The 19706-nt window shown below is 63.2% G+C and carries 15 protein-coding genes and 1 tRNA gene; 6 read left to right on the top strand and 10 right to left on the bottom strand.

Annotated elements, in window-relative coordinates; genetic code table 11:
• Window positions 1-77: 77 nt before the first annotated feature.
• Window positions 78-758, bottom strand: a complete 681-nt coding sequence (locus ABWO90_RS12305) for a GntR family transcriptional regulator (RefSeq protein WP_353191515.1) — start codon at window positions 756-758, stop codon at window positions 78-80.
• 48 nt (window positions 759-806) lie between these two features.
• A complete protein-coding gene (locus ABWO90_RS12300) occupies window positions 807-1817 on the bottom strand; it encodes an asparaginase (RefSeq protein ID WP_353191514.1) in 1011 nt (336 codons plus the stop codon).
• A gap of 115 nt (window positions 1818-1932) precedes the next feature.
• Between ABWO90_RS12300 and ABWO90_RS12295 the strand changes: the two genes are divergently transcribed.
• From ABWO90_RS12295 to ABWO90_RS12280, 4 genes are all read left to right on the top strand, one after another.
• The gene (locus ABWO90_RS12295) at window positions 1933-3288 is read left to right on the top strand and encodes an MFS transporter (protein WP_353191513.1); all 1356 of its coding nucleotides are present in this window, start codon (window positions 1933-1935) and stop codon (window positions 3286-3288) included.
• A gap of 158 nt (window positions 3289-3446) precedes the next feature.
• The gene (locus ABWO90_RS12290; RefSeq protein WP_353191512.1) at window positions 3447-4355 is read left to right on the top strand and encodes a LysR family transcriptional regulator; all 909 of its coding nucleotides are present in this window, start codon (window positions 3447-3449) and stop codon (window positions 4353-4355) included.
• A gap of 243 nt (window positions 4356-4598) precedes the next feature.
• Complete coding sequence (locus ABWO90_RS12285) at window positions 4599-5699, top strand: M14 family metallopeptidase (protein ID WP_353191511.1); 1101 nt, start codon at window positions 4599-4601, stop codon at window positions 5697-5699.
• 114 nt (window positions 5700-5813) lie between these two features.
• On the top strand, window positions 5814-7094 hold the full coding sequence (locus ABWO90_RS12280) for an MFS transporter (RefSeq protein ID WP_353191510.1): 1281 nt from the start codon (window positions 5814-5816) through the stop codon (window positions 7092-7094).
• Window positions 7095-7416: 322 nt separating this feature from the next.
• On the opposite strand, the gene ABWO90_RS12275 is transcribed toward ABWO90_RS12280, so the two are convergent.
• The 3 genes from ABWO90_RS12275 to rpoD form a co-directional block, all read right to left on the bottom strand.
• Window positions 7417-8343: an EAL domain-containing protein gene (locus ABWO90_RS12275; protein WP_353191509.1), complete on the bottom strand. Its 927-nt coding sequence runs from the start codon at window positions 8341-8343 to the stop codon at window positions 7417-7419.
• A gap of 270 nt (window positions 8344-8613) precedes the next feature.
• Window positions 8614-8689, bottom strand: a tRNA-Ile gene (locus ABWO90_RS12270).
• 28 nt (window positions 8690-8717) lie between these two features.
• Window positions 8718-10823, bottom strand: coding sequence for an RNA polymerase sigma factor RpoD (gene rpoD / locus ABWO90_RS12265; protein WP_353191508.1), 2106 nt, complete (start codon window positions 10821-10823; stop codon window positions 8718-8720).
• Window positions 10824-10974: 151 nt separating this feature from the next.
• On the opposite strand from rpoD, the gene ABWO90_RS12260 reads away from it, so the two are divergent.
• Window positions 10975-11409: a hypothetical protein gene (locus ABWO90_RS12260; protein ID WP_353191507.1), complete on the top strand. Its 435-nt coding sequence runs from the start codon at window positions 10975-10977 to the stop codon at window positions 11407-11409.
• Window positions 11410-11423: 14 nt separating this feature from the next.
• Here ABWO90_RS12260 and dnaG read toward each other — a convergent pair whose 3' ends face one another.
• The 3 genes from dnaG to ABWO90_RS12245 all read right to left on the bottom strand — a co-directional run bounded on the left by dnaG (window position 11424) and on the right by ABWO90_RS12245 (window position 15350).
• Window positions 11424-13307, bottom strand: a complete 1884-nt coding sequence (gene dnaG / locus ABWO90_RS12255) for a DNA primase (RefSeq protein WP_353191506.1) — start codon at window positions 13305-13307, stop codon at window positions 11424-11426.
• 69 nt (window positions 13308-13376) lie between these two features.
• The gene (locus ABWO90_RS12250; RefSeq protein ID WP_353191505.1) at window positions 13377-13823 is read right to left on the bottom strand and encodes a GatB/YqeY domain-containing protein; all 447 of its coding nucleotides are present in this window, start codon (window positions 13821-13823) and stop codon (window positions 13377-13379) included.
• Between the two features lie 273 nt (window positions 13824-14096).
• Entirely contained in the window at window positions 14097-15350 is a 1254-nt protein-coding gene (locus tag ABWO90_RS12245) for a BaiN/RdsA family NAD(P)/FAD-dependent oxidoreductase (RefSeq protein ID WP_353191504.1), read from the bottom strand.
• Between the two features lie 88 nt (window positions 15351-15438).
• On the opposite strand from ABWO90_RS12245, the gene tsaD reads away from it, so the two are divergent.
• Window positions 15439-16470 carry a tRNA (adenosine(37)-N6)-threonylcarbamoyltransferase complex transferase subunit TsaD gene (tsaD, locus tag ABWO90_RS12240; protein WP_353191503.1) on the top strand — a complete coding sequence of 344 codons (1032 nt, stop codon included), beginning with the start codon at window positions 15439-15441 and terminating at the stop codon, window positions 16468-16470.
• A 100-nt stretch (window positions 16471-16570) separates the two neighbouring features.
• Here tsaD and folE2 read toward each other — a convergent pair whose 3' ends face one another.
• Together folE2 and dxs are read right to left on the bottom strand one after the other, a co-directional pair.
• On the bottom strand, window positions 16571-17380 hold the full coding sequence (gene folE2 / locus ABWO90_RS12235; RefSeq protein ID WP_353191502.1) for a GTP cyclohydrolase FolE2: 810 nt from the start codon (window positions 17378-17380) through the stop codon (window positions 16571-16573).
• 201 nt (window positions 17381-17581) lie between these two features.
• Entirely contained in the window at window positions 17582-19495 is a 1914-nt protein-coding gene (dxs, locus tag ABWO90_RS12230; RefSeq protein WP_353191501.1) for a 1-deoxy-D-xylulose-5-phosphate synthase, read from the bottom strand.
• Window positions 19496-19706: the final 211 nt, after the last annotated feature.

The following is a 19706-nucleotide window of genomic DNA, read 5'->3' as shown; positions in this document are numbered from 1 at the left end:
GGGATGCCGAGGAGAGAAAGCGGTGCAGCGCACGAACGGCACCGCCGCAGGCGATGCGGCGCCGAGGACAATGCGGGTCAGTCGTTGGCGGCCGCTTCGGCTTCGCTCTGCTCGATGGCCTTGACGATGATGCGCAGCGTGGCGTCGAGGTGATCTTCCGTATGACGCCGGGCAGCGGCCACGTCGCGTGCGCGGTACTCGTCGAGCATCTGCTGATGCTCGTGATTGCTGACCTCGACGTGCACCGGCCGCATATACAGCGACAGCGCAATGTAAGGACCCGACGCATCGCGTAACGTCTTGATGAGATGCGCCAGGCGGGATTCGTCCTGCGACGCCCACAGCGCCGCGTGAAACGCCTGATTCAGCTCGGTCCATTTGACGACATCCTGCGTGGCGAGCATTTCCGCGTGCAGCGCCTGCGCGCGCGCGATGTCCGCTTCGCTGATCGTGGCCATCGCCTGCTCGGCCATCATCGGTTCGAGCGTCTTGCGCAATCGGTAGAGTTCGTTGACGTCGTCGACCGTCAGACCCCGCACCACCGCACCGCGATGAACGTCGAAGAACACCAGCCCCTCGGAGACGAGCGTGCGCAGTGCTTCGCGCACCGGCGTGGTCGACATCTCCAGACGGCGCGCGAGGTCGTCCTGCCGCAGGCGGTCGCCCGCCTTGAGCTTGCCTTGCAGAATCTCGGTACGCAGTGTCTCGATGGCATATTGATATGCCGTGAGACGGCGGCGGCCAGACGTGCCGGACACGCTGGCAGATGCGGAGGACGTGCTTTTCAAAGCGGTGTGGTGTGAGGATTATCGACGCGTGAGTTTACTCCAATTTGCCAGGGCCTCCGTCACGGCGCCGGGCGCCACGCCCGAGGCGAGGAGCGCCGTCACAAGCAGGCGCGACTTGAGTCCCGAGAGCCACCCCGACATCACGGCCCCGCGTCGGACCAGATCGATTTCCGCCCCCACGTAACCGTAAGTCTGCGACGCGGTGGAGCCACCCGCTGCCCGGCTCGCGATCACCACCGGGACCTTTTGCGTCAACGCCCCGATACGCTCGGCGAAGCCGAACGACACGTGGCCCGCCCCTTGCGCCGCGATCACCACGGCCTCGTAGCCCGCTTGCACGGCGAGTTCGGCAAGCTCACCTTCGTCGCCCAGAACAGCGCTCACCAAAGCCACCTTCGGCCACGCACGGACCGGTCGCGCCAACGGCTCTGCACGCATCGGCGCCGCGTGGAAAAACGTCGGACGACCTTCCACCAGGCGCGCGGCAACGCCGCCGTCGAGCGACACGAAGGCCTGAACCGCCAGCGAATCGCCCTTGCTGACCCAGCGTGCATAGTGTGCCGTGTCGTTCATCACCACCAACACCCCGCGCCCTGCACTGTCGGGATGGATCGCCGTGCGCACGGCCGCCAGCAGATTTGCCGGACCGTCGGCGCCGGCCGCCTGCGGCGCGCGCATCGCACCGGTCAGGATCAACGGTGCGGGCAGCTTCCAGAACAAGTCCAGCAGGAATGCCGTCTCCTCCAGCGTGTCGGTGCCCTGGGTGAGCACCACACCGACGGCGCCCGCCGCGATCTGTTGCTCGGCCCAGGCAAGCACCTCCATCAGATCGTCGTAGCGCAGCGACGCGCTGGGAAGCTGACGAATCGACGCCGTTGTGATCGTCGCGACCTCGGACAAGCCGGGCACCGAGCGCGCCAGTTGCGTGGCGTCTAGCGTGGGGACGACGCCGCCTGCGGCGTCGGAGGGCGTCATGCTGATCGTGCCGCCAAGCGAGGCGACGGCAACCACGGGAAGCGAATTGGACATGGTGGAGGCTGGGTTTTTGATTTCAGTTGATATGCATTGTGCATTATATATAATCGATAATCGTTTGCGAAGGGCATCGGGTGCTTCGCACAGATCCAACATTGAGGAGACGTTCATGCAACCAACAACGGTGGGCCATCCGGCCGCTGGAGCGACGCGATACCGGTTCGCCGTATTCGCGCTGATCGTGGTGATTGCCCTGGTGAACTACATCGACCGCGGCGCAATTTCGTATTCCGCCGGGCAGATCACGGCCGAATACGGCTTCGATCGCGCGGGCTGGGGTGCCGTGCTCGGCTACTTCGGCTACGGCTACATGTTCGGCGCCCTCTTCGGCGGCGCGCTGGCGGACCGTCTGGGCGCCAAGAAGGTATGGGTGATTGCCGGCATCGCATGGTCGGCGTTCGCCATCGCCATGATCTGGGCAGGCGACATCGGGATCGCGGTGTTCGGTGGCTCGGCACTGACCGGGTTCGCCACGATTCGCGTGCTGTTCGGTTTCGCCGAGGGACCGGCCTACTCCATCATCAACAAGACGATGTCCGCATGGGCGTCGCCGTCGGAGCGCGGCTTCGCGGTGTCGATCGGCTTGTTGAGCACGCCGCTGGGCGCGTTGCTCACGGCACCGGTGGCCGTCGGCCTGCTGTTGCTGACCGATAGCTGGCGCACGATGTATGTCGTGCTCGGCATTGCGGGTTTCGTGCTGATTGCGCTGTTCGCACGCGTCTACACGAATCGTCCCGAAGACAATCCCCGCGTGAACGCCGCCGAAGTGGCGCTGATTCAGGCGGGACGTCCGGCACAGAACACGTCCGCCGCCGCAGCCGCGAACGACATGCCGTGGTGGAGCTTCTTCAAGAGCAAGACGCTGGTGTTCAACTCGATCGGCTACTTTGCCTTCATCTACGTGAACTTCATGCTGCTGACGTGGACGCCGAAGTATCTGGCCGACGAGTTTCACTTCACGCTGTCGTCGCTCTGGTATATCGGCATGATTCCCTGGACGGGCGCGTGTGTGACGGTGCTGCTCGGCGGTCGCATTTCGGACTGGCTGTATCGCAAGACGGGCAAGCTGGTGATCGCCCGTAGCTGGTTCGCCGCTGCCGCGCTGACCTGCACGACGCTGTGCTTCCTGCTGGTGTCGCAGGCACAAAGCGTGTGGGCCGTGATCGCGCTGATGACGCTCGGCAACGCACTGAATGCCCTGCCGAACTCGGTGTACTGGGCGGTGGTGATCGACACCGCACCCACTCGCGTGGGCACGTTCAGCGGCCTGATGCACTTCATCGCGAACATTGCCTCGGTGCTCGCCCCCACGCTCGCCGGGATACTGTCGGCCAAGTACGGCTATTCGTCGATGTTCATCGCTACGGCAGTCGCCACGGCGGTCGGCGTGTTCGCAATGCTGCAAGTCAAGCCGGGCGTCGGCCCGAAGCTCACGCGTCGTGAGGGCGAGACGGTGTCGGCCTGATCCTGTCCGGCATGCAACAGAAAACGGGCACTCGTGCGTCTCGCGATATCATTTCCTGATCACCGGCATCTCGATGCCGTTCAGGCAAACAGAAACAAAACAGAGACGATGCGCCGGCCGGCGCCCTGCACCGGCCGGCGTTCGCGCGAGACGCCCGCATGAACCTTCAGCATCTGCACGCCTTCACCATCGTTGCCCAGCAGCAGAGCATTCGCAGCGCAGCGCGCGTGCTCGGCCTGTCCCAGCCAGCGGTCACGCGCATCATGCGCGAGCTTGAACGCAACGTCGACACGCACCTGCTGCATCGCGGCAGCAAGGGCATCGAACTCACGCCATTCGGTCAGGCATTGCTCAAACGCGCCCATCTGATTCTCGAAGAAGCGCGCAAGGCACAAGATGAGCTCGACCAGATGCGCGACGGTGCGGGCGGCAGCCTCAACATCGCGATTTCGTCGACCGCAGCGCTGTCGCTGTTTCCGTCGGCATTGCAGCGCTTTCGCGAGCGTATGCCGCGCGTCGAACTCACGATCAGCGAGTCTGCTCCCCCCCACACGCAAGACCAGCTGGAAGCCGGGCGTCTCGACTTCGCCGTGCTGACCGAACTCGAAGGCGGCGCCGCCGACGGATTCGAGCGCACCGTGCTGCTGCCCATGCAACTGGTCGTGGTCGGTCGCAAGCGGCATCCGCTGCGCGGCGCGAAGTCGATTGCGGAATTGCGCGACAGCCTGTGGCTCGTGCCGGGCATTGGCGACAGCGCGACCGACTATCTGAGTCGCGTGTTCCGGGACTATCGCCTGAACCCACCGCAAGACGTGATCTCGTGTCGCTCGATCGTTACGGCGTTGAGCATCATGGAGAACTCCGACGCGCTCGGGATCTTCTCGCGCGTGGTGCTCGACCGGCGCCAACGCATCGCAAACCTGAGCCTGTTTCATCCTGCCGAACCGCTGCCGATGGCGTGGCTGACGCTCGTGACACGGCCAGCGTCGCAGCCCACGCCGGCCGCGCGCTGCCTGATGAACTGCCTCGCGGACGCGGCGGCGAGTCTGACGGCGGCCGCCGCCTGAGACGGCTGCGCACGACGATCGCCTCCTGTTGATTCGGCCGCCCCACGCGATAAGAAATGCTGATACCAAGAATAAATTTCTTATCTTTTGGGTATAGGGGCAGAGCGATAAGATCCCCGTAACCCGTCTGCCGACGTGCAACGTGCCGCCCTCTCCGGTGGCGCGGCACGGCGACGCAGACGAGTCACGACAACAACCGATACCTGCACCGGCCAGGCCGGTGTGCGGGCAAGGAGGATGGGGATGACGACATCGCAAGACACCGAGCGTTACTTTTCTTCGACCTACGCCGAGGCGCGTGAGCGTTTTCTGAGCGCAGCCCGACGGCACACCGACCGGATCGATTCGTACCCGGTCGATGCCACTGGCGCGCAGGGCGAAGCCCTGTCGACCGACGTGGCGATGATCGCACCGGCGAACGCCCGCCGCCTGCTGATCCTGACGTCGGCCACGCATGGCGCCGAGGGGCACTGCGGCTCGGGTTGCCAGGTGGCGTTGCTCGACGACGCGCCGATGCTCGCACGAGCGGCCGAGGCCGGTGTGGCCCTGCTGCTGATCCACGCGGTGAATCCGTATGGCTTCTCGTGGGGGAGTCGTACCAACGAAGACAACATCGACCTGAATCGCAACGCGCAGGCCTTCGGCACGCATCCGCTACCGGTCAACGCCGACTATGCCGATGTCCACGACTGGCTCGTGCCGGCCGAATGGCCGCCCACGCCGCAGAACGAGCGCGCCATCGCCGAGTACATCGAGCGCCACGGCGTACAACGGTTCCGCAACGCGGTTTCCAGCGGGCAGTACACGCACGCCAGTGGCCTGTTCTACGGCGGCCAGGCCCAAAGCCGCTCGCTGCAGACGGTCTCGCACGTCCTGCGCACGCAGGCCGCAAGCTTTGCCGACATCGGCTGGATCGACTACCACACCGGACTCGGGCCGCAGGGGCACGGCGAGAAGATCTTCGCGGGTCGGCGCAACGAGCAGGAAGTCGATCGCGCCCGGCAATGGTGGGGCGCGGACATCGCGGTGCCATTTGCAGGCACGTCGGCGTCGGTGGATGTGACGGGCCAGTTGGCCTCCACGATCTACACGTGCTGCCCCGAATCGCGCCCGACCCTGATGGCGATGGAGTACGGCACGCAGCCGTTCGAGGGAGTCATCGGCGCGTTGCGCGGCGAGGCCTGGCTGCGCGCGCATCCGGACGCACCGGCCGACGTCGCGACGGCGTTGCGTCGGCGCGTGCGCGACGCGTTCTATTGCGATCACGACGTGTGGAAGGGCATGGTGCTGGGCCAAAGCCGCGTTGCCGTGCTTCAGGCGCTTTGCGGGCTGTCGGCGACGTGATGCCGTGCGCGCGCGTCGTCCCGCGTGGTTGATGATCCATCGGGTCGGCGCGGCATCTCGCTGGTGTCGCGTCACCCTCGATTCGGCAAGTCTTCTGCACTCCAAGGAATCGCAATGAACAATGCGTCTCTCGCAATGCCGGCCGATGCGAAGCCGGCCACGCCTGCGTGGCGGGTCATCGCGGCCGCCACCATCGGCAATGCGCTCGAATGGTTTGACCTTGTCGTCTACGGCTTTTTCGCCGTCACGATCTCCAGGCTGTTTTTTCCGGCGGGCGACTCGACCGTGTCGCTGCTGCTCACGCTGGGCACGTTTGGCGTGTCGTTCTTCATGCGCCCGCTCGGCGCAATCGTGCTTGGCGTTTATGCCGACAAGGCTGGCCGCAAGGCCGCACTCACGTTGTCGATCACGCTGATGATGACCGGCACACTCATCATCGGCGTGATGCCGACCTATGCATCCATTGGCGTGCTTGCGCCGATCGGTCTGGTTCTCGCTCGGATGATCCAGGGCTTTTCAGCCGGCGGGGAGTACGGCAGTGCCACCGCGTTTCTCGCGGAGCAGGCGCCGTCGCGGCGAGGCTTCTATGCGAGCTGGCAGTCGTCGAGTCAGGGCATGACGACCTTGCTGGCGTCGGTCTTCGGGGCCGTGCTCACGAGTAGTCTGAGCGATGCCCAGATGCAAAGCTGGGGATGGCGCATCCCGTTCCTGTTCGGCCTGGCAATCGGCCCGGTAGCGTATTACATCCGAACGCACATGGACGAGACACCCGAGTTCGTGGCGGCCGAGACCACGCAATCGCCGCTGGCCGATACGTTCTCGAGCCAGAAGGAGCGCCTGTTGCTCGCCATCGGTGTGGTCGTGCTCGCCACGGTTTCGGCCTACCTGATCCTGTTCATGCCGACATATGCCGTCAAGCAGCTCGGCGTGTCGGCGTCGACGGTCTTCACGGCCATCATCGCCACCGGCGTGATTCAGACAGTGGGCGCGCCGATCGTGGGGCATCTGTCGGACAAGCACGGACGCACGGGCATGATGCTCGGTGCCGCCGTCGTGATCCTGCTGCTTTCCTGGCCGGCGTTTTACGTGCTCGACCTGCATGCCACGTTCGGCACCATGATTGCCATGCAGATCGGCATCGGGCTGGTGAGCGTGGCGTACTACGGCGGCATGCCTGCCCTGCTCAGCGAGTTGTTCCCGACGCAAACCCGTACGACGGGTATGTCGATCGCTTACAACCTGGCGGTCACGATCTTCGGCGGCTTCGCCCCGTTCATCATCACCTGGCTGATACAGGTCACCGGAAGCAAACTCGCGCCGAGTTTCTACCTGATGGGCGCGGCGGTGATCAGCATGATGGCGTTGCTGAGGATTCGGGCGTTGAAGCTGCGTTAACCGGGGGAAATCGATGGGGGCGATGCCAGAACGGCTTTCGCGCTGGTGGAGTCCCCTGGCAAGAAAGCGCGGTCGCTGACAACGCGACCGCGTCACTCCCGTTCGCGATCGTCAACGCAAAAAAATAGCCCGTGAACGACTCACGGGCCAAAACCGACCGCGGGGAGGGGGCACTACGTGCGGTCAGCGAACGAACAGAGATGGTCAGGTTGAAGCTCGGGCCGGCACAGTCGCTTTGAATCCGGTCGTCCTTCACAAGTTGAAAACGATCCTGCACAAGCGCGTGAATGAAGTGAAGACTCGCAGCCCGTCTTCATGTCCACTAAGCCACCTCGTCGGGGGCGATACCGGCCCGGGCGAGCCTCGATCGGATTTCCGGCGTTTCGGTGAGCGCAGAAACGAGATCGGGCAAAGGCCGCGAAAAATAGAATCCCTGCATTTCCGAGACCCTGTTCCGTCGAAGCCACCGCGCCTCGGTTACGGTTTCCACGCCTTCGACGACGATATCTACATCGAGCTTTCTCAACAGTTCCAGGAGCACCGTCAGCACGGTGTGTCCGCGCGTGCCCAGGGATAGATTGCGCATCAGCTCCCTGCTCACTTTCACCTTGTCGACACCCAGCGAAGCAATCCTGGCAAGCGAACAGTAGCCGGCGCCAAAATCGTCCAACGCCAGGCGCACGCCCATTTCTCTGAGGGGCTGCAAAGCGTCGTCCAATGACAAGACGTGCGACGCGTATTCGGTCTCAAGGATCTCCACCACCAAACGTGACGGATCGACCCCATGACACATGCACTGCCGTTTCAACCCTTCGCTGAAATCAGCGTCAAGCAACAACGTGGGCTCCACATTGAAACTGACATAGGCCTGGCTCGATGCCTTCACATTCGACCGTTGATACACGCCAGCTTGAGCACACAGTGCCTCGACGACGAAATCGGCGATGCGCCTTTTGATCTGCACGTCATCCGGACCGACCTTGCTCAGGAAACTTCCCGGCAGCAGGTGCCCGAAGCGCGGATGATTCCAGCGCAGCAAGGCTTCCGCACCGGCAATCCCGCCCGTTCGAACATCCAGGATGGGCTGAAAGGCAAGCCAGAATTCACCTCGCGTCAGTCCGGTCGCGATCTCCCCGGCCGAAATGGGCGGCCACTCGGTTTCGGCCGAATCCATGACCGGGACGCTGGCGGATGAGCGCGGAGAGCCGCCGCCAACGCATCCAGAACTTGGAAATGCCAGATTGTTCATACGAGCATCCAGATCGTCCACTTGGACTGCAACGAGACGAGCGCGAACCCTCGGTGCTACCGGGATGACGAACACTGTGCGCGTCGTCAGCCATTGAGGGATGGCGACACCGGAGGCGCATGCAACAGGGCAGCGCTCGGTGTAATGGAGAATACGTAACCGTGCCCCGGTGCGAATTGCGAAGCGTCTGATCTTCTATCGGATTTTTCTGAACATCGAATTCAGGCAACAAAAAAGGGCCAGCAGACTTTCGTCTGCTGGCCCTATTCTTGGTAGGCCGTGCTGGGTTCGAACCAGCGACCAAGGGATTATGAGTCCCCTGCTCTAACCGCTGAGCTAACGGCCCTAAACTACCGGCGCTCGCTCAGCAGCAATCAATTGCCTTCGAGGAACGACTTGAGCTTGTCGGAACGGCTCGGGTGGCGCAGCTTGCGCAGTGCCTTGGCTTCGATCTGACGAATACGCTCACGCGTCACGTCAAATTGCTTGCCCACTTCCTCGAGCGTGTGGTCCGTGCTCATCTCGATACCGAAACGCATGCGCAGCACCTTGGCTTCACGCGGCGTCAGCGAATCCAGCACGTCCTTCACGACGTCGCGCATACTACCATGCAATGCGGCGTCAGCAGGCGCTACCGTGCCCGTATCTTCGATGAAATCGCCCAGATGCGAATCGTCGTCGTCACCGATCGGCGTTTCCATGGAGATCGGTTCCTTCGCGATCTTCATGATCTTGCGGATCTTGTCCTCCGGCATTTCCATCTTCTCGGCCAGCGTTGCCGGATCCGGCTCAACACCGGTTTCCTGCAGAATCTGACGCGAAATCCGGTTCATCTTGTTGATCGTTTCGATCATGTGCACCGGAATCCGGATGGTACGTGCCTGGTCAGCGATCGAACGCGTGATGGCCTGACGGATCCACCACGTCGCGTACGTCGAGAACTTGTAACCACGACGGTATTCGAACTTGTCCACCGCCTTCATCAGACCGATGTTGCCCTCCTGGATCAGATCCAGGAACTGCAGGCCACGGTTCGTGTACTTCTTCGCGATCGAGATCACCAGACGCAAGTTGGCTTCGGTCATCTCACGCTTGGCCTTGCGGGCACGGCGCTCGCCTTCCGACATCTTGCGATTGACGTCCTTCAACTCGGCCAGCGGCAACACCACACGCGCCTGCAGGTCGATCAGCTTCTGCTGAAGTTCCTGCACAGCCGGCACGTTACGCTCAACGACCGAGCTGTAGGCCTTGTTATCGGCCACGACCGTGTAGATCCAGTCGAGATTGGTTTCGTTGCCCGGGAAACGCGACACGAAATCAGCACGCGGCATGCCGCACTTGTCGACCACAATGTTCAGGATCGCACGCTCGATGTTGCGCACTTCGTCCACTTGCGAACGCAGCGTGTCGCACAGACGCTCGACCGTACGCGCCGTGAAGCGGATCGTCATCAGTTCGGCCTGAATCGACTCGCCAGCCTTCACGTAAGGCTTCGACTGATAGCCTTCCTTCTCGAACGCGCGGCGCATCTTGCCGAACCAATCGGCAATCGCGGCGAACTTGGCGAGGGAGTCGCGCTTGAGCTGCTCGACCTGCGCTGCCGAAGCACCGCCGCCGTTGCCGCTGCTGTCGTCTTCCTCTTCGCTTTCTTCCTCTTCCTCTTCTTCCTCTTCTTCGTCCGAATCGGCGTCGAAGTCTTCGTCGTCAGAGGCAGCCGCGGCGGCGTTGGCTTCCGCGTTCGGATCGATCAGGCCGTCGACCACTTCGTCGATACGCATTTCTTCGCGCTCGACCTTCTCGGCCATCGCCAGGATCTCGGCGATCGTCGTCGGGCATGCGGAGATGGCCTGCACCATGTGCTTTAGGCCTTCCTCGATGCGCTTGGCGATCTCGATTTCACCCTCACGCGTGAGCAACTCGACCGTACCCATTTCGCGCATGTACATACGCACCGGGTCGGTCGTGCGACCGAACTCGGAGTCGACCGTCGAAAGGGCGGCTTCCGCCTGCTCTTCAACTTCGTCGTCCGTCGCGGCGTTCGGCGCATTGTCGTTGAGCAGCAGCGTTTCCGCATCGGGCGCCTGCTCGTAGACGGCCACGCCCATGTCGTTAAACGTAGCGATCACGCCTTCCAGCGCGTCGCCCTCGACCACGTCGTCGGGGAGGTGGTCATTGATCTCTGCAAAGGTCAGGAAGCCTCGTTCCTTGCCCAGCTTGATCAGTGTCCGCAGCTTGCCGCGACGCTCCTCAAGTTCCTCGGCCGTACCGGGCTGGTGCGAGGAAAATGCGTCCTTGAGAAGTGCTTTCTCTTTTGCCCGGCGATCACGCGCCTTCTGCTTTTCCACTTTGGTCTGATCTTCGTTCACGGGTTGATCGTAAGTATGCCCTGCGACGCCTTGCGGCCCCGCGGCGAGGGTCTTCGCGGCCTTGCCACGCGTCTTTTGGACGGGCGGCTCAACTGCAACCGGCGTGACCTCCACTGCCTCGGGTTTGCGGGAAGCCCCGGTCTTGCGTGGGGCCTGCGTCGCAGGTGTACTGCGGCCCGCCTGGCTCGTGGCCTTGGCGGTAGTTGCGCTCTTCGCGCTTTTTTCAGCGGGTTGTCGGGCCTGCGGTTTCCCGCCTGCCGTCGCCTTGGTGGCCGTTACCGCCTTTGCTGCCTTCGTCGTCTTGACGGGCGGCTCGGACTTCACCGTCGGCCTGACTGCTTTCACAGCCCCCACCTTCGCGGCGGTCGCACTCTTGCGCTTGGTGACATCGGTCACCTTCGCAGCCGTCTTGCCGGTCGTCTTCGTTGCGCCGGCGGCTGCCTTTACTTGCGTAGTACGTTTCGCCGAACTTGCCTGGCTGGCCGTTTTCTTCGAGGCTTGCGCGACCTCGCCGGACTTCGGTGCAACGCCAGCCGATGCAGAACGAGACGCCCCCTTCCCACCAGATGCCGCCGCCGCGCTAGTCGCGCGCTTTGCCGTCGGTGAAGGGATAACCGTCTTTTTTCCGCTGGTCGTTGTCATCTTTGCCATAGCGATCTCGCTTGCCAGAAAACAGCCCACTGAAAACTTTCCATTATAGCACGCGGGCTTACCTCAACTTCGCGTGCCCCCTGAGCCGGCCGTAGCCAGCCACTGCTTCAAATCGTCCCGCTGACGCGACAGCGACTGGAACAGACGCATGTCGTCCGGCGTCAGCGACGGCTGCCGGAGCATTGCGTCGATTTCCTGACACAGGCCGTCGTAATGCATACGCTGAATCGCGCTGCGCAACTCGGTGAGTCGCAACGCAATCTGCTCCTCCCGACGCTCGACCTGCGCCTCGTCGGCCGGATCGAACAGCATCAGGTCGCGGGCGTTCTCCTCGAACGAGAGAATTTCGCGAAGGATGTCGTCGAAACTCGCCCAGTTCGGCGAAATTCGCAGCCGATCCGACATATAACGGAAATCGGCCTGCGCGCCCATCTCACGGCAGAGCGACAGCACTTCCGAGAAAATCTCGCCGTGCTGCCCCACCTCCCGCAATATCTTGGTCTCGTCTTCGGTTAATTCGTTTCCCAGCCCCGGGAACATCAGCAAGTTCTGCAATGCCCGCTGTTCGGTGCCGACCACTCGTCGCTTCTCGCGCTTGGCCGGGGCCTTGTCCCACGTATTCTGGCGACGCGCCGCGCCGATCTGCAGTTCGCAAAGTTCGGCAACTTCCTCGACCGAACTTCCCACACGCTCGGCCAGCGCATGGATGATCTGGCCGCGCAGCGCGTTCGCCGGCATTTGCTGCAACAACGGTTTGGCTTCGAAAAGCGCCCGCGCCCGACCTTCCGGCTGGTGCATTTCCTTGCCCGACGTCACCTCGCCGATCAGGAACTGCGACATCGGCATGGCATGCGCCACTTCGCCGGCGAAGGCTTCTGCACCGTACTCGCGCACAAAACTGTCCGGATCGTGCTCGCTTGGCAGGAACAGGAACTTGAAACTCCGGTTATCGTCGGCATGCGGCAAACAGGCTTCCAGGGCCCGGCGTGCGGCACGGCGCCCCGCGGCGTCACCGTCGAAGCTGAACACCACCGTCTCGGTCTGGCGCAACAGCTTTTGCACATGCATCGGCGTGCACGCCGTGCCCAAGGTGGCCACAGCCTGCGGAAAACCCAGTTGCGCAAGCGCAACCACATCCATATACCCTTCGACCACCAGCACATAGCCCGCGTCGCGAATACCGATTCGCGCCTCGAACAGGCCGTACAACTCGCTGCCCTTGCTGAACAGCGGTGTTTCGGGTGAGTTCAGATACTTCGGCTCGCCCTTGTCCAGCACCCGTCCGCCGAAAGCGATCACCTGCCCCTTCGTATTGCGGATCGGGAACATGATCCGGTCTCGAAAGCGGTCGTAACGCCGTTTCGCGCCGCCCGCCTCGCCCTTCTCGCTCTCGATGACGAGACCGGCGTCGAGCAACTGATCGTCGCGGTAGTTCTGGAACGCGGCTTCGAGGTTCTGCCAGGCATCCGGGGCATAACCCAGCCCGAAATGCGCGGCGATCTCTCCTGTCAAACCGCGTCGCTTCAAATATTCGATGGCGCTCGGCGCCCCTCGCAATTGCTTGCGATAGTAGTCGCAGGCGCGCGTCATGACGTCGACCAGGCCGAGGGTTTGCGCACGCTGCGCGGCAGGCGCCGGCGCGCCCGGCATCGGCGCCTCACGCGGCACATCCAGCCCGACGTTACGGGCCAACTCCTCGACGGCTTCGACGAATCCAAGCCCGGCATGCTCCATCAGGAAGCTGATCGCGCTGCCGTGCGCACCACACCCGAAGCAGTGATAGAACTGCTTGGTGGGGCTTACCGTAAATGAGGGCGACTTCTCGTTATGAAAGGGGCACAGCCCCATGAAGTTCGCCCCGCCTTTCTTCAACTGCACATAACGGCCCACCACCTCGACAATATCGACGCGGTTGAGCAAATCCTGCAGGAACGACTGGGGAATCACTGGATCGAGGTCATCACAATGCAGCGCGGCACCGTCACCCGAGCAACGGCGCCGGACCGCACCGCTGGATTACGCAGCCAACGCCGCCTTCACTTGCGCGGACACGGCCGTCATGTCGGCGCGCCCGGCCAGTTGGCCCTTGAGCACCCCCATGACCTTGCCCATGTCCTGCGGACCCGCGGCCCCCGTCTGCGCCACAGCGGCCTTGACGGCCTGTGCGACTTCATCTGCCGAGAGCTGCTGCGGCATGTAGACCTGGAGCACTTCGAGTTCGGCGGCCTCCTTGTCGGCCAGATCGGTGCGGCCGGCAGCCTGGAACTGGCTGATGGAATCCTTGCGTTGCTTGATCAGCTTGTCGACGATGGCCACGGTAGCCGTATCGTCGAGCGTGATGCGCTCGTCGACTTCCTTTTGTTTGATTGCCGCGAGCAGCAGCCGGATGGTCCCCAATTTTTCGGCGGCCTTGGCACGCATGGCCGTCTTCATGTCTTCGGTGATGCGTTCTTTCAGACTCATGAGCAGGGATTCCGGAATTCGAATACGTTTCAGTGTAGTGCATGCCGCCCCAAAAAAAAGGACGACCACCACCAGACACAGGCCGCACGCGGCCGCAGCCGGTGCATTGGCGCTGGGGCGAACGGAGGCAGAAAGCACAAAACCCGCTTGCGGGAACGATCACACACGCGATCACAAGCGGGCTCGACGGAGGCGCCGACACCATAAGCGCGTCGTCTCCACGAAGGAGAGAGCGTATCACGGCACAGGAGTGGCCGTCTACGACGTAGCGACCTACCCCGGGCCGCCGCCTGCGGCGCCCATCTCGGCACGCACACTTTCAGACATTGCCTGCGCGCAAGCCACGGCAGACGCCCATGCCCACTGGAAGTTGTACCCCCCGAGCCATCCCGTCACATCCACGACTTCGCCAACGAAATGCAGTCCCGGCTGCGCGCGAGCCTCCAGGGTTGCCGACGACAGCGCACGGGTATCCACCCCGCCGCGCGTGACTTCCGCCTTTCGCCAGCCCTCCGAGCCACACGGCTTGAGCGTCCAGCCGGAAAAAGCCTGCGCCAGCCCGCGCAGCGCCTTGTCGGGCAATTCCTGCACACGCGCCTGCGGCGACAAGCCGCTGTTGGCGACCCACGCATCGGCCAGCCGTGCGGGCACCCATTGCGCCAGCAGGTTGGCCAACTGCCGCTTCGACGTCGCCTTGGCCTCGAACAATGCCGCCTCGATGTCCGACGATGGCGCCAGATTGAGGGTAATGGGCTGCCCCGGCACCCAGAAACTGGAAATCTGCAGAATTGCCGGCCCGGATAGCCCTCGGTGGGTAAACAGCAGATCTTCGACGAAACTGCCGGCTTCTTTACCCTTACCGGTGCTTACCTCAACTTCCAGCGACAACCCTGACAAGCCAGCGAACGGCGCCCAGGTCGACGCATCGAACATCAGCGGCACCAGCGCCGGTCGCGGCTCGATGATGTCCAGCCCGAACTGGCGCGCGATGCGATAGCCCCAGTCCGTCGCCCCGATTTTTGGAATCGACAGGCCGCCCGTGGCGATTACCAGGCGCTTTGCGGCGATATGCCCGGCATCTGTGGTCAAGTGGTAGCGATGTGCCCCACCTGCCTCGGTATGCGCGACCGTGTGCACGGCGCACGGCATCCGCCAGTGAACGTGTCCGGCGGCGCACTCCTTGCGGAGCATTTCGATAACGTCTTCGGCACTCTCGTCGCAGAACAGCTGACCGCGATGCTTCTCGTGCCACGCGATGCGGTGCCGCTTGAGCAGGTCCAGAAAGTCGCGCGGCGTGTAACGGGCCAGTGCCGAACGGCAGAAACGCGGATTCTCCGACAAATAATTGGCCGGTCCGGCGTTGATATTGGTGAAATTGCAGCGACCGCCGCCCGAGATGCGGATCTTCTCGGCGAGACGCGTCGCATGATCGATGAGCACCACGCGCAGTCCGAGTTGCCCGGCCACGGCCGCGCACATCAGACCGGCCGCACCGGCACCCACAATCGCTACATCGAACTTTTCCATGGCGCGCATTGTAACCGGCGGGGGATAGGGCCGACTGGTATACTTCCGGGTTATCCCTTTACTGACGCTGCACGCATCTCCTCCCGCCATGCTGGTTCTAGGCATTGAAAGCTCCTGCGACGAAACCGGACTCGCCCTCTATGACACGGAGGCCGGGCTGCTCTCGCACGCCCTGCATTCGCAGATCGCGATGCATCGCGAGTACGGCGGCGTCGTGCCCGAACTGGCCTCGCGCGATCACATCCGTCGCGCGCTGCCGCTGGCCGAGGAAGTGCTGGCACAGGCCGGCAAGCCACTCAGCGCCGTGGACGCGATCGCCTACACGCAAGGCCCCGGTCTGGCAGGCGCACTGCTGGTGGGCGCCAGCGTGGCCAATGCATTGGCGTTCGCCCTCGACCGCCCGGTCGTTGGCGTGCATCACCTCGAGGGCCACCTGCTCTCACCGCTGCTGGCGCCTGACGCGCCCGGCTTCCCGTTCGTTGCCCTGCTGGTCTCCGGCGGTCACACGCAATTGATGGAAGTGCGCGCGTTCGGACAGTACGCCATGCTCGGTGAAACGCTCGACGACGCCGCAGGCGAAGCATTCGACAAGACTGCCAAACTGCTGGGGCTCGGCTATCCGGGCGGCCCGGCCGTCTCTCGGCTGGCCGAGTTCGGCACGCCTGGTCGCTACGACCTGCCACGTCCGATGAAGCATTCGGGCAATCTCGATTTCAGCTTCAGTGGCCTGAAAACCGCCGTGCTCACGCAAGTGCGCAATCTCGGTGGGAACGTGTGCGAGCAGGAAAAGGCCGATCTCGCACGAGGCTTCGTCGATGCCATCGTCGACGTGCTCGTCGCCAAGTCGATGGCCGCGCTCAAGCAGACCGGCATGAAGACGCTGGTGGTTGCGGGCGGCGTGGGAGCGAACAAGCAGCTTCGCGAAGGCCTGAACGAAGCGGCGCGCCGACGCGGCTATCGCGTGCATTACCCCGATCTGGCGTTCTGCACGGATAACGGCGCGATGATCGCCTTCGCAGGCGCCATGCGCCTCAAGCACTGGCCCGATGAAGCCGACAGCGAATATGCGTACACGGTACGCCCGCGCTGGGATCTTGCCGATATCGTACGCAGCGTCTGACACACTTGCGCACGCGCCCATGAAAAAACCGCTCCAAGGAGCGGTTTTTTGTACCTTACGTTCTCGAGGCCGGGTACTACCCCGGCGTCGACAATCGCGATCAGGCGGCGAGACGCTTGTCGCGCTCAATCACGGCGTAGGCGCTGTGATTGTGGATCGATTCGAAGTTCTCGGCTTGCAGGACATACGCCACGATGCGCGGCTCGTCGTTCAGACGCGTCGCCACATCGCGCACCAGGTCTTCGACGAACTTCGGATTCTCGTAGGCACGCTCGGTGACATACTTCTCGTCCGGACGCTTGAGCAGGCCCCAAAGCTCGCAAGAGGCTTCTTCTTCCGCCATCTTCACCAATGCTTCGACGGCGATGTCGCCGGCAATTTCGGCATCGATGGTGATGTGCGAGCGCTGATTGTGGGCACCGTACTGCGAAATCTTCTTCGAGCACGGGCACAGGCTCGTCACGGGCACGAGCACCTTGAGCCACACGCGCGTCTCGCCATTGCGCACGTCGCCGGTCAGCGTGACCTCGTAATCCATCAGGCTTTGCACGCCCGAGACCGGCGCCGTCTTGTTGATGAAATACGGGAACGTGACTTCGATGCGACCCGCTTCGGCTTCGAGCTTTTCGAGCATATCGCCCAGCATGGCGCGAAAACCCGCGACATCCAAAGGCGCGCGATGCGCCTCGAGCAGCGCCACGAAACGCGACATATGCGTGCCCTTCTGGTCGGCAGGCAGGTGCACGTCGAGATTGAACAGGCCAACCGTGGCCTGTACCTCGCCGTCAGCCAGGCGCACCGACAACGGGTGACGCACACCGCGCACACCAACGCGCTGGATCGGAATCTGCCGGGTGTCGACCGTGCTTTGCACGTCCGGCATGACGAAAGCGGGGTTCATCTGGTTCATCAAATTCTTCCTTCTTTTGCCGGCGAGCCGACTTGGGGGGAGGCAATGGGCAAACCGATCCGACGCACGGCTCGCGAGCCTCTGCCGAGAGTCGTCGGGAACGTGCCTGAGAACGCCGGCACGAGATGGGGAATGCGGTTTTCAAAACGAAACGATCCGGCGGGTTGGCCGGATCGTTCGAGAGTCAGGACTACCGGGGGTTCAGGCGACGAGCTTCGTCGTCACCTTGTCCGACGCCGAACCTTCAATCGGCTGCAGGTCGAAGCGTGCGCAGATCGACTTGGCGATACCCGCCGCGTCGAGCCCTTGCGCCGCCAGCAGCAGCGCCGGATCCCCGTGATCGATAAAGCGATCGGGCAGGCCCAATTGTAGTACGGGTCGAGCAGCCCCGCCGGCCAGCAAGGATTCCGCGACGGCCGAACCCGCACCGCCCATGATGCTGCCCTCTTCCACCGTCACGAGGTAATCGTGCGTTTGCGCCAGTCGCGCGATCAGTTCATCGTCGATCGGCTTGACGAAGCGCATGTCGGCCACGGTGGCATCGAGTTGCGCTGCGGCGGCCAGCGCCGGAGCAACCATGCTACCGAACGCCAGGATCGCCACGCGGCGGCCCGCTTGCGCGTGGCCCTCGCGACGCACGATGCCCTTGCCGATCGGCAGTGCCGTCATCGTTTGTTCGATCGCCGCACCCGTGCCGGCACCGCGCGGATAGCGCACCGCCGACGGGCCGTCGATCTGCACACCCGTGTACAGCATCTGGCGGCACTCGTTCTCATCCGACGGCGCCATCACGACCATGTTCGGGATGCAGCGCAGGTAAGCGATGTCGTAAGCGCCTGCGTGCGTCGCACCATCGGCACCGACCAGACCCGAGCGATCCAGCGCGAACACCACCGGCAGGTTCTGCAGCGCCACATCGTGAATCAGTTGGTCGTAGCCGCGTTGCAGGAACGTCGAATAGATCGCGACGACCGGCTTGAGGCCCTCGGTCGCCATACCGCCCGCGAACGTCACCGCGTGCTGTTCGGCGATGCCGACGTCGTAATAGCGATCCGGGAAACGCTTCTCGAACTCGACCATGCCCGAGCCTTCGCGCATGGCCGGCGTGATACCGACGACGCGCTTGTCGGCCGCCGCCATATCGCACAACCAGTCGCCGAACACCTGCGTGTAGGTCTTCTTGCTGCTCGTGCTCGGCTTGATGCCTTCGGCCGGATTGAACTTGCCCGGGCCGTGATACAGCACCGGATCCGCTTCCGCCAGCTTGTAGCCGTACCCCTTGCGCGTAACGACGTGCAGGAATTGCGGGCCCTTCAGATTCTTGATGTTCTCGAGCGTCGGGATCAGCGAATCGAGGTCGTGACCATCGATCGGGCCGATGTAGTTGAAGCCGAATTCCTCGAACATCGTCGCAGGGACGACCATGCCCTTGGCATGCTCTTCGAACTTGCGTGCGAGCTCCAGCACCGGCGGCGCCACGCTCAGCACCTTCTCCACGCCCTTCTTCGCAGCGGCGTAGAAACGGCCCGACATGAGGCGGGCGAGGTAACGGTTGAGCGCGCCGACCGGCGGCGAGATCGACATGTCGTTGTCGTTCAGGATGACAAGCAGCGGCACGTCTTCGTGCACACCGGCGTTGTTCATCGCCTCGAAGGCCATGCCCGCCGTCATCGCACCATCGCCGATCACGGCAATACCGAAGCGGTCCTCACCCTTCGTGCGCGCACCGAGCGCCATGCCGAGCGCAGCCGAAATCGAGGTGCTCGAATGGGCCGTGCCGAACGTGTCGTAGGGCGATTCGTCGCGCTTCGGGAAGCCCGAAATGCCGCCCAACTGACGCAGCGAACCCATCGCGTCGCGACGGCCGGTCAGGATCTTGTGCGGGTAGCTTTGATGCCCCACGTCCCAGACAATGCGGTCTTCCGGCGTATTGAAGACATAGTGCAACGCAATCGTCAGCTCGACCGTCCCGAGATTGGACGACAGGTGGCCGCCCGTGCGCGACACGCTCTCGAGCACGAAAGCGCGCAGCTCTTCGGCCAACGGCGCAAGTTGACGACGCTCCAGACGCCGCAGTGCGGCCGGGTCATCGATGGTATTTAACAGTTCGTACATCGTCGTTCCATGTATAGGCGTTTTTATCGGTCGGCGCCCCCGCGCCGCTCCCGATCTCCTGCCGGTGCGCTCTGTGGGGAGACCGCGCCGACCCTCCTTGCCCCTTGCTTGTTCTACTGCAAACTGCCTCCGGATCCCGTGATCCTGCCTCCGGCGGCCGTCTCAAACTTACTTTTCCGGCGATTCGCGATGAACGCCAATGCCAATCGGT

Origin of the sequence: Pandoraea pnomenusa (assembly GCF_040391475.1) — a bacterium.
GTDB classification, from domain to species: Bacteria; Pseudomonadota; Gammaproteobacteria; order Burkholderiales; family Burkholderiaceae; genus Pandoraea; species Pandoraea pnomenusa_C.
Note: the sequence above shows the minus strand (reverse complement) of the source record. Positions and strands in the feature narration are given on the sequence as shown.

Excerpts from the sequence above, each read along its gene's own strand:
- ABWO90_RS12300 (WP_353191514.1), bottom strand. The coding sequence starts at position 1,817 with ATGTCCAATTCGCTTCCCGTGGTTGCCGTCGCCTCGCTTGGCGGCACG.
- dxs (WP_353191501.1), bottom strand. The coding sequence starts at position 19,495 with ATGTACGAACTGTTAAATACCATCGATGACCCGGCCGCACTGCGGCGT.
- ABWO90_RS12295 (WP_353191513.1), top strand. The coding sequence starts at position 1,933 with ATGCAACCAACAACGGTGGGCCATCCGGCCGCTGGAGCGACGCGATAC.
- ABWO90_RS12275 (WP_353191509.1), bottom strand. The coding sequence starts at position 8,343 with ATGAACAATCTGGCATTTCCAAGTTCTGGATGCGTTGGCGGCGGCTCT.
- tsaD (WP_353191503.1), top strand. The coding sequence starts at position 15,439 with ATGCTGGTTCTAGGCATTGAAAGCTCCTGCGACGAAACCGGACTCGCC.
- ABWO90_RS12285 (WP_353191511.1), top strand. The coding sequence starts at position 4,599 with ATGACGACATCGCAAGACACCGAGCGTTACTTTTCTTCGACCTACGCC.
- ABWO90_RS12280 (WP_353191510.1), top strand. The coding sequence starts at position 5,814 with ATGAACAATGCGTCTCTCGCAATGCCGGCCGATGCGAAGCCGGCCACG.
- ABWO90_RS12245 (WP_353191504.1), bottom strand. The coding sequence starts at position 15,350 with ATGGAAAAGTTCGATGTAGCGATTGTGGGTGCCGGTGCGGCCGGTCTG.
- ABWO90_RS12250 (WP_353191505.1), bottom strand. The coding sequence starts at position 13,823 with ATGAGTCTGAAAGAACGCATCACCGAAGACATGAAGACGGCCATGCGT.
- ABWO90_RS12290 (WP_353191512.1), top strand. The coding sequence starts at position 3,447 with ATGAACCTTCAGCATCTGCACGCCTTCACCATCGTTGCCCAGCAGCAG.
- folE2 (WP_353191502.1), bottom strand. The coding sequence starts at position 17,380 with ATGAACCAGATGAACCCCGCTTTCGTCATGCCGGACGTGCAAAGCACG.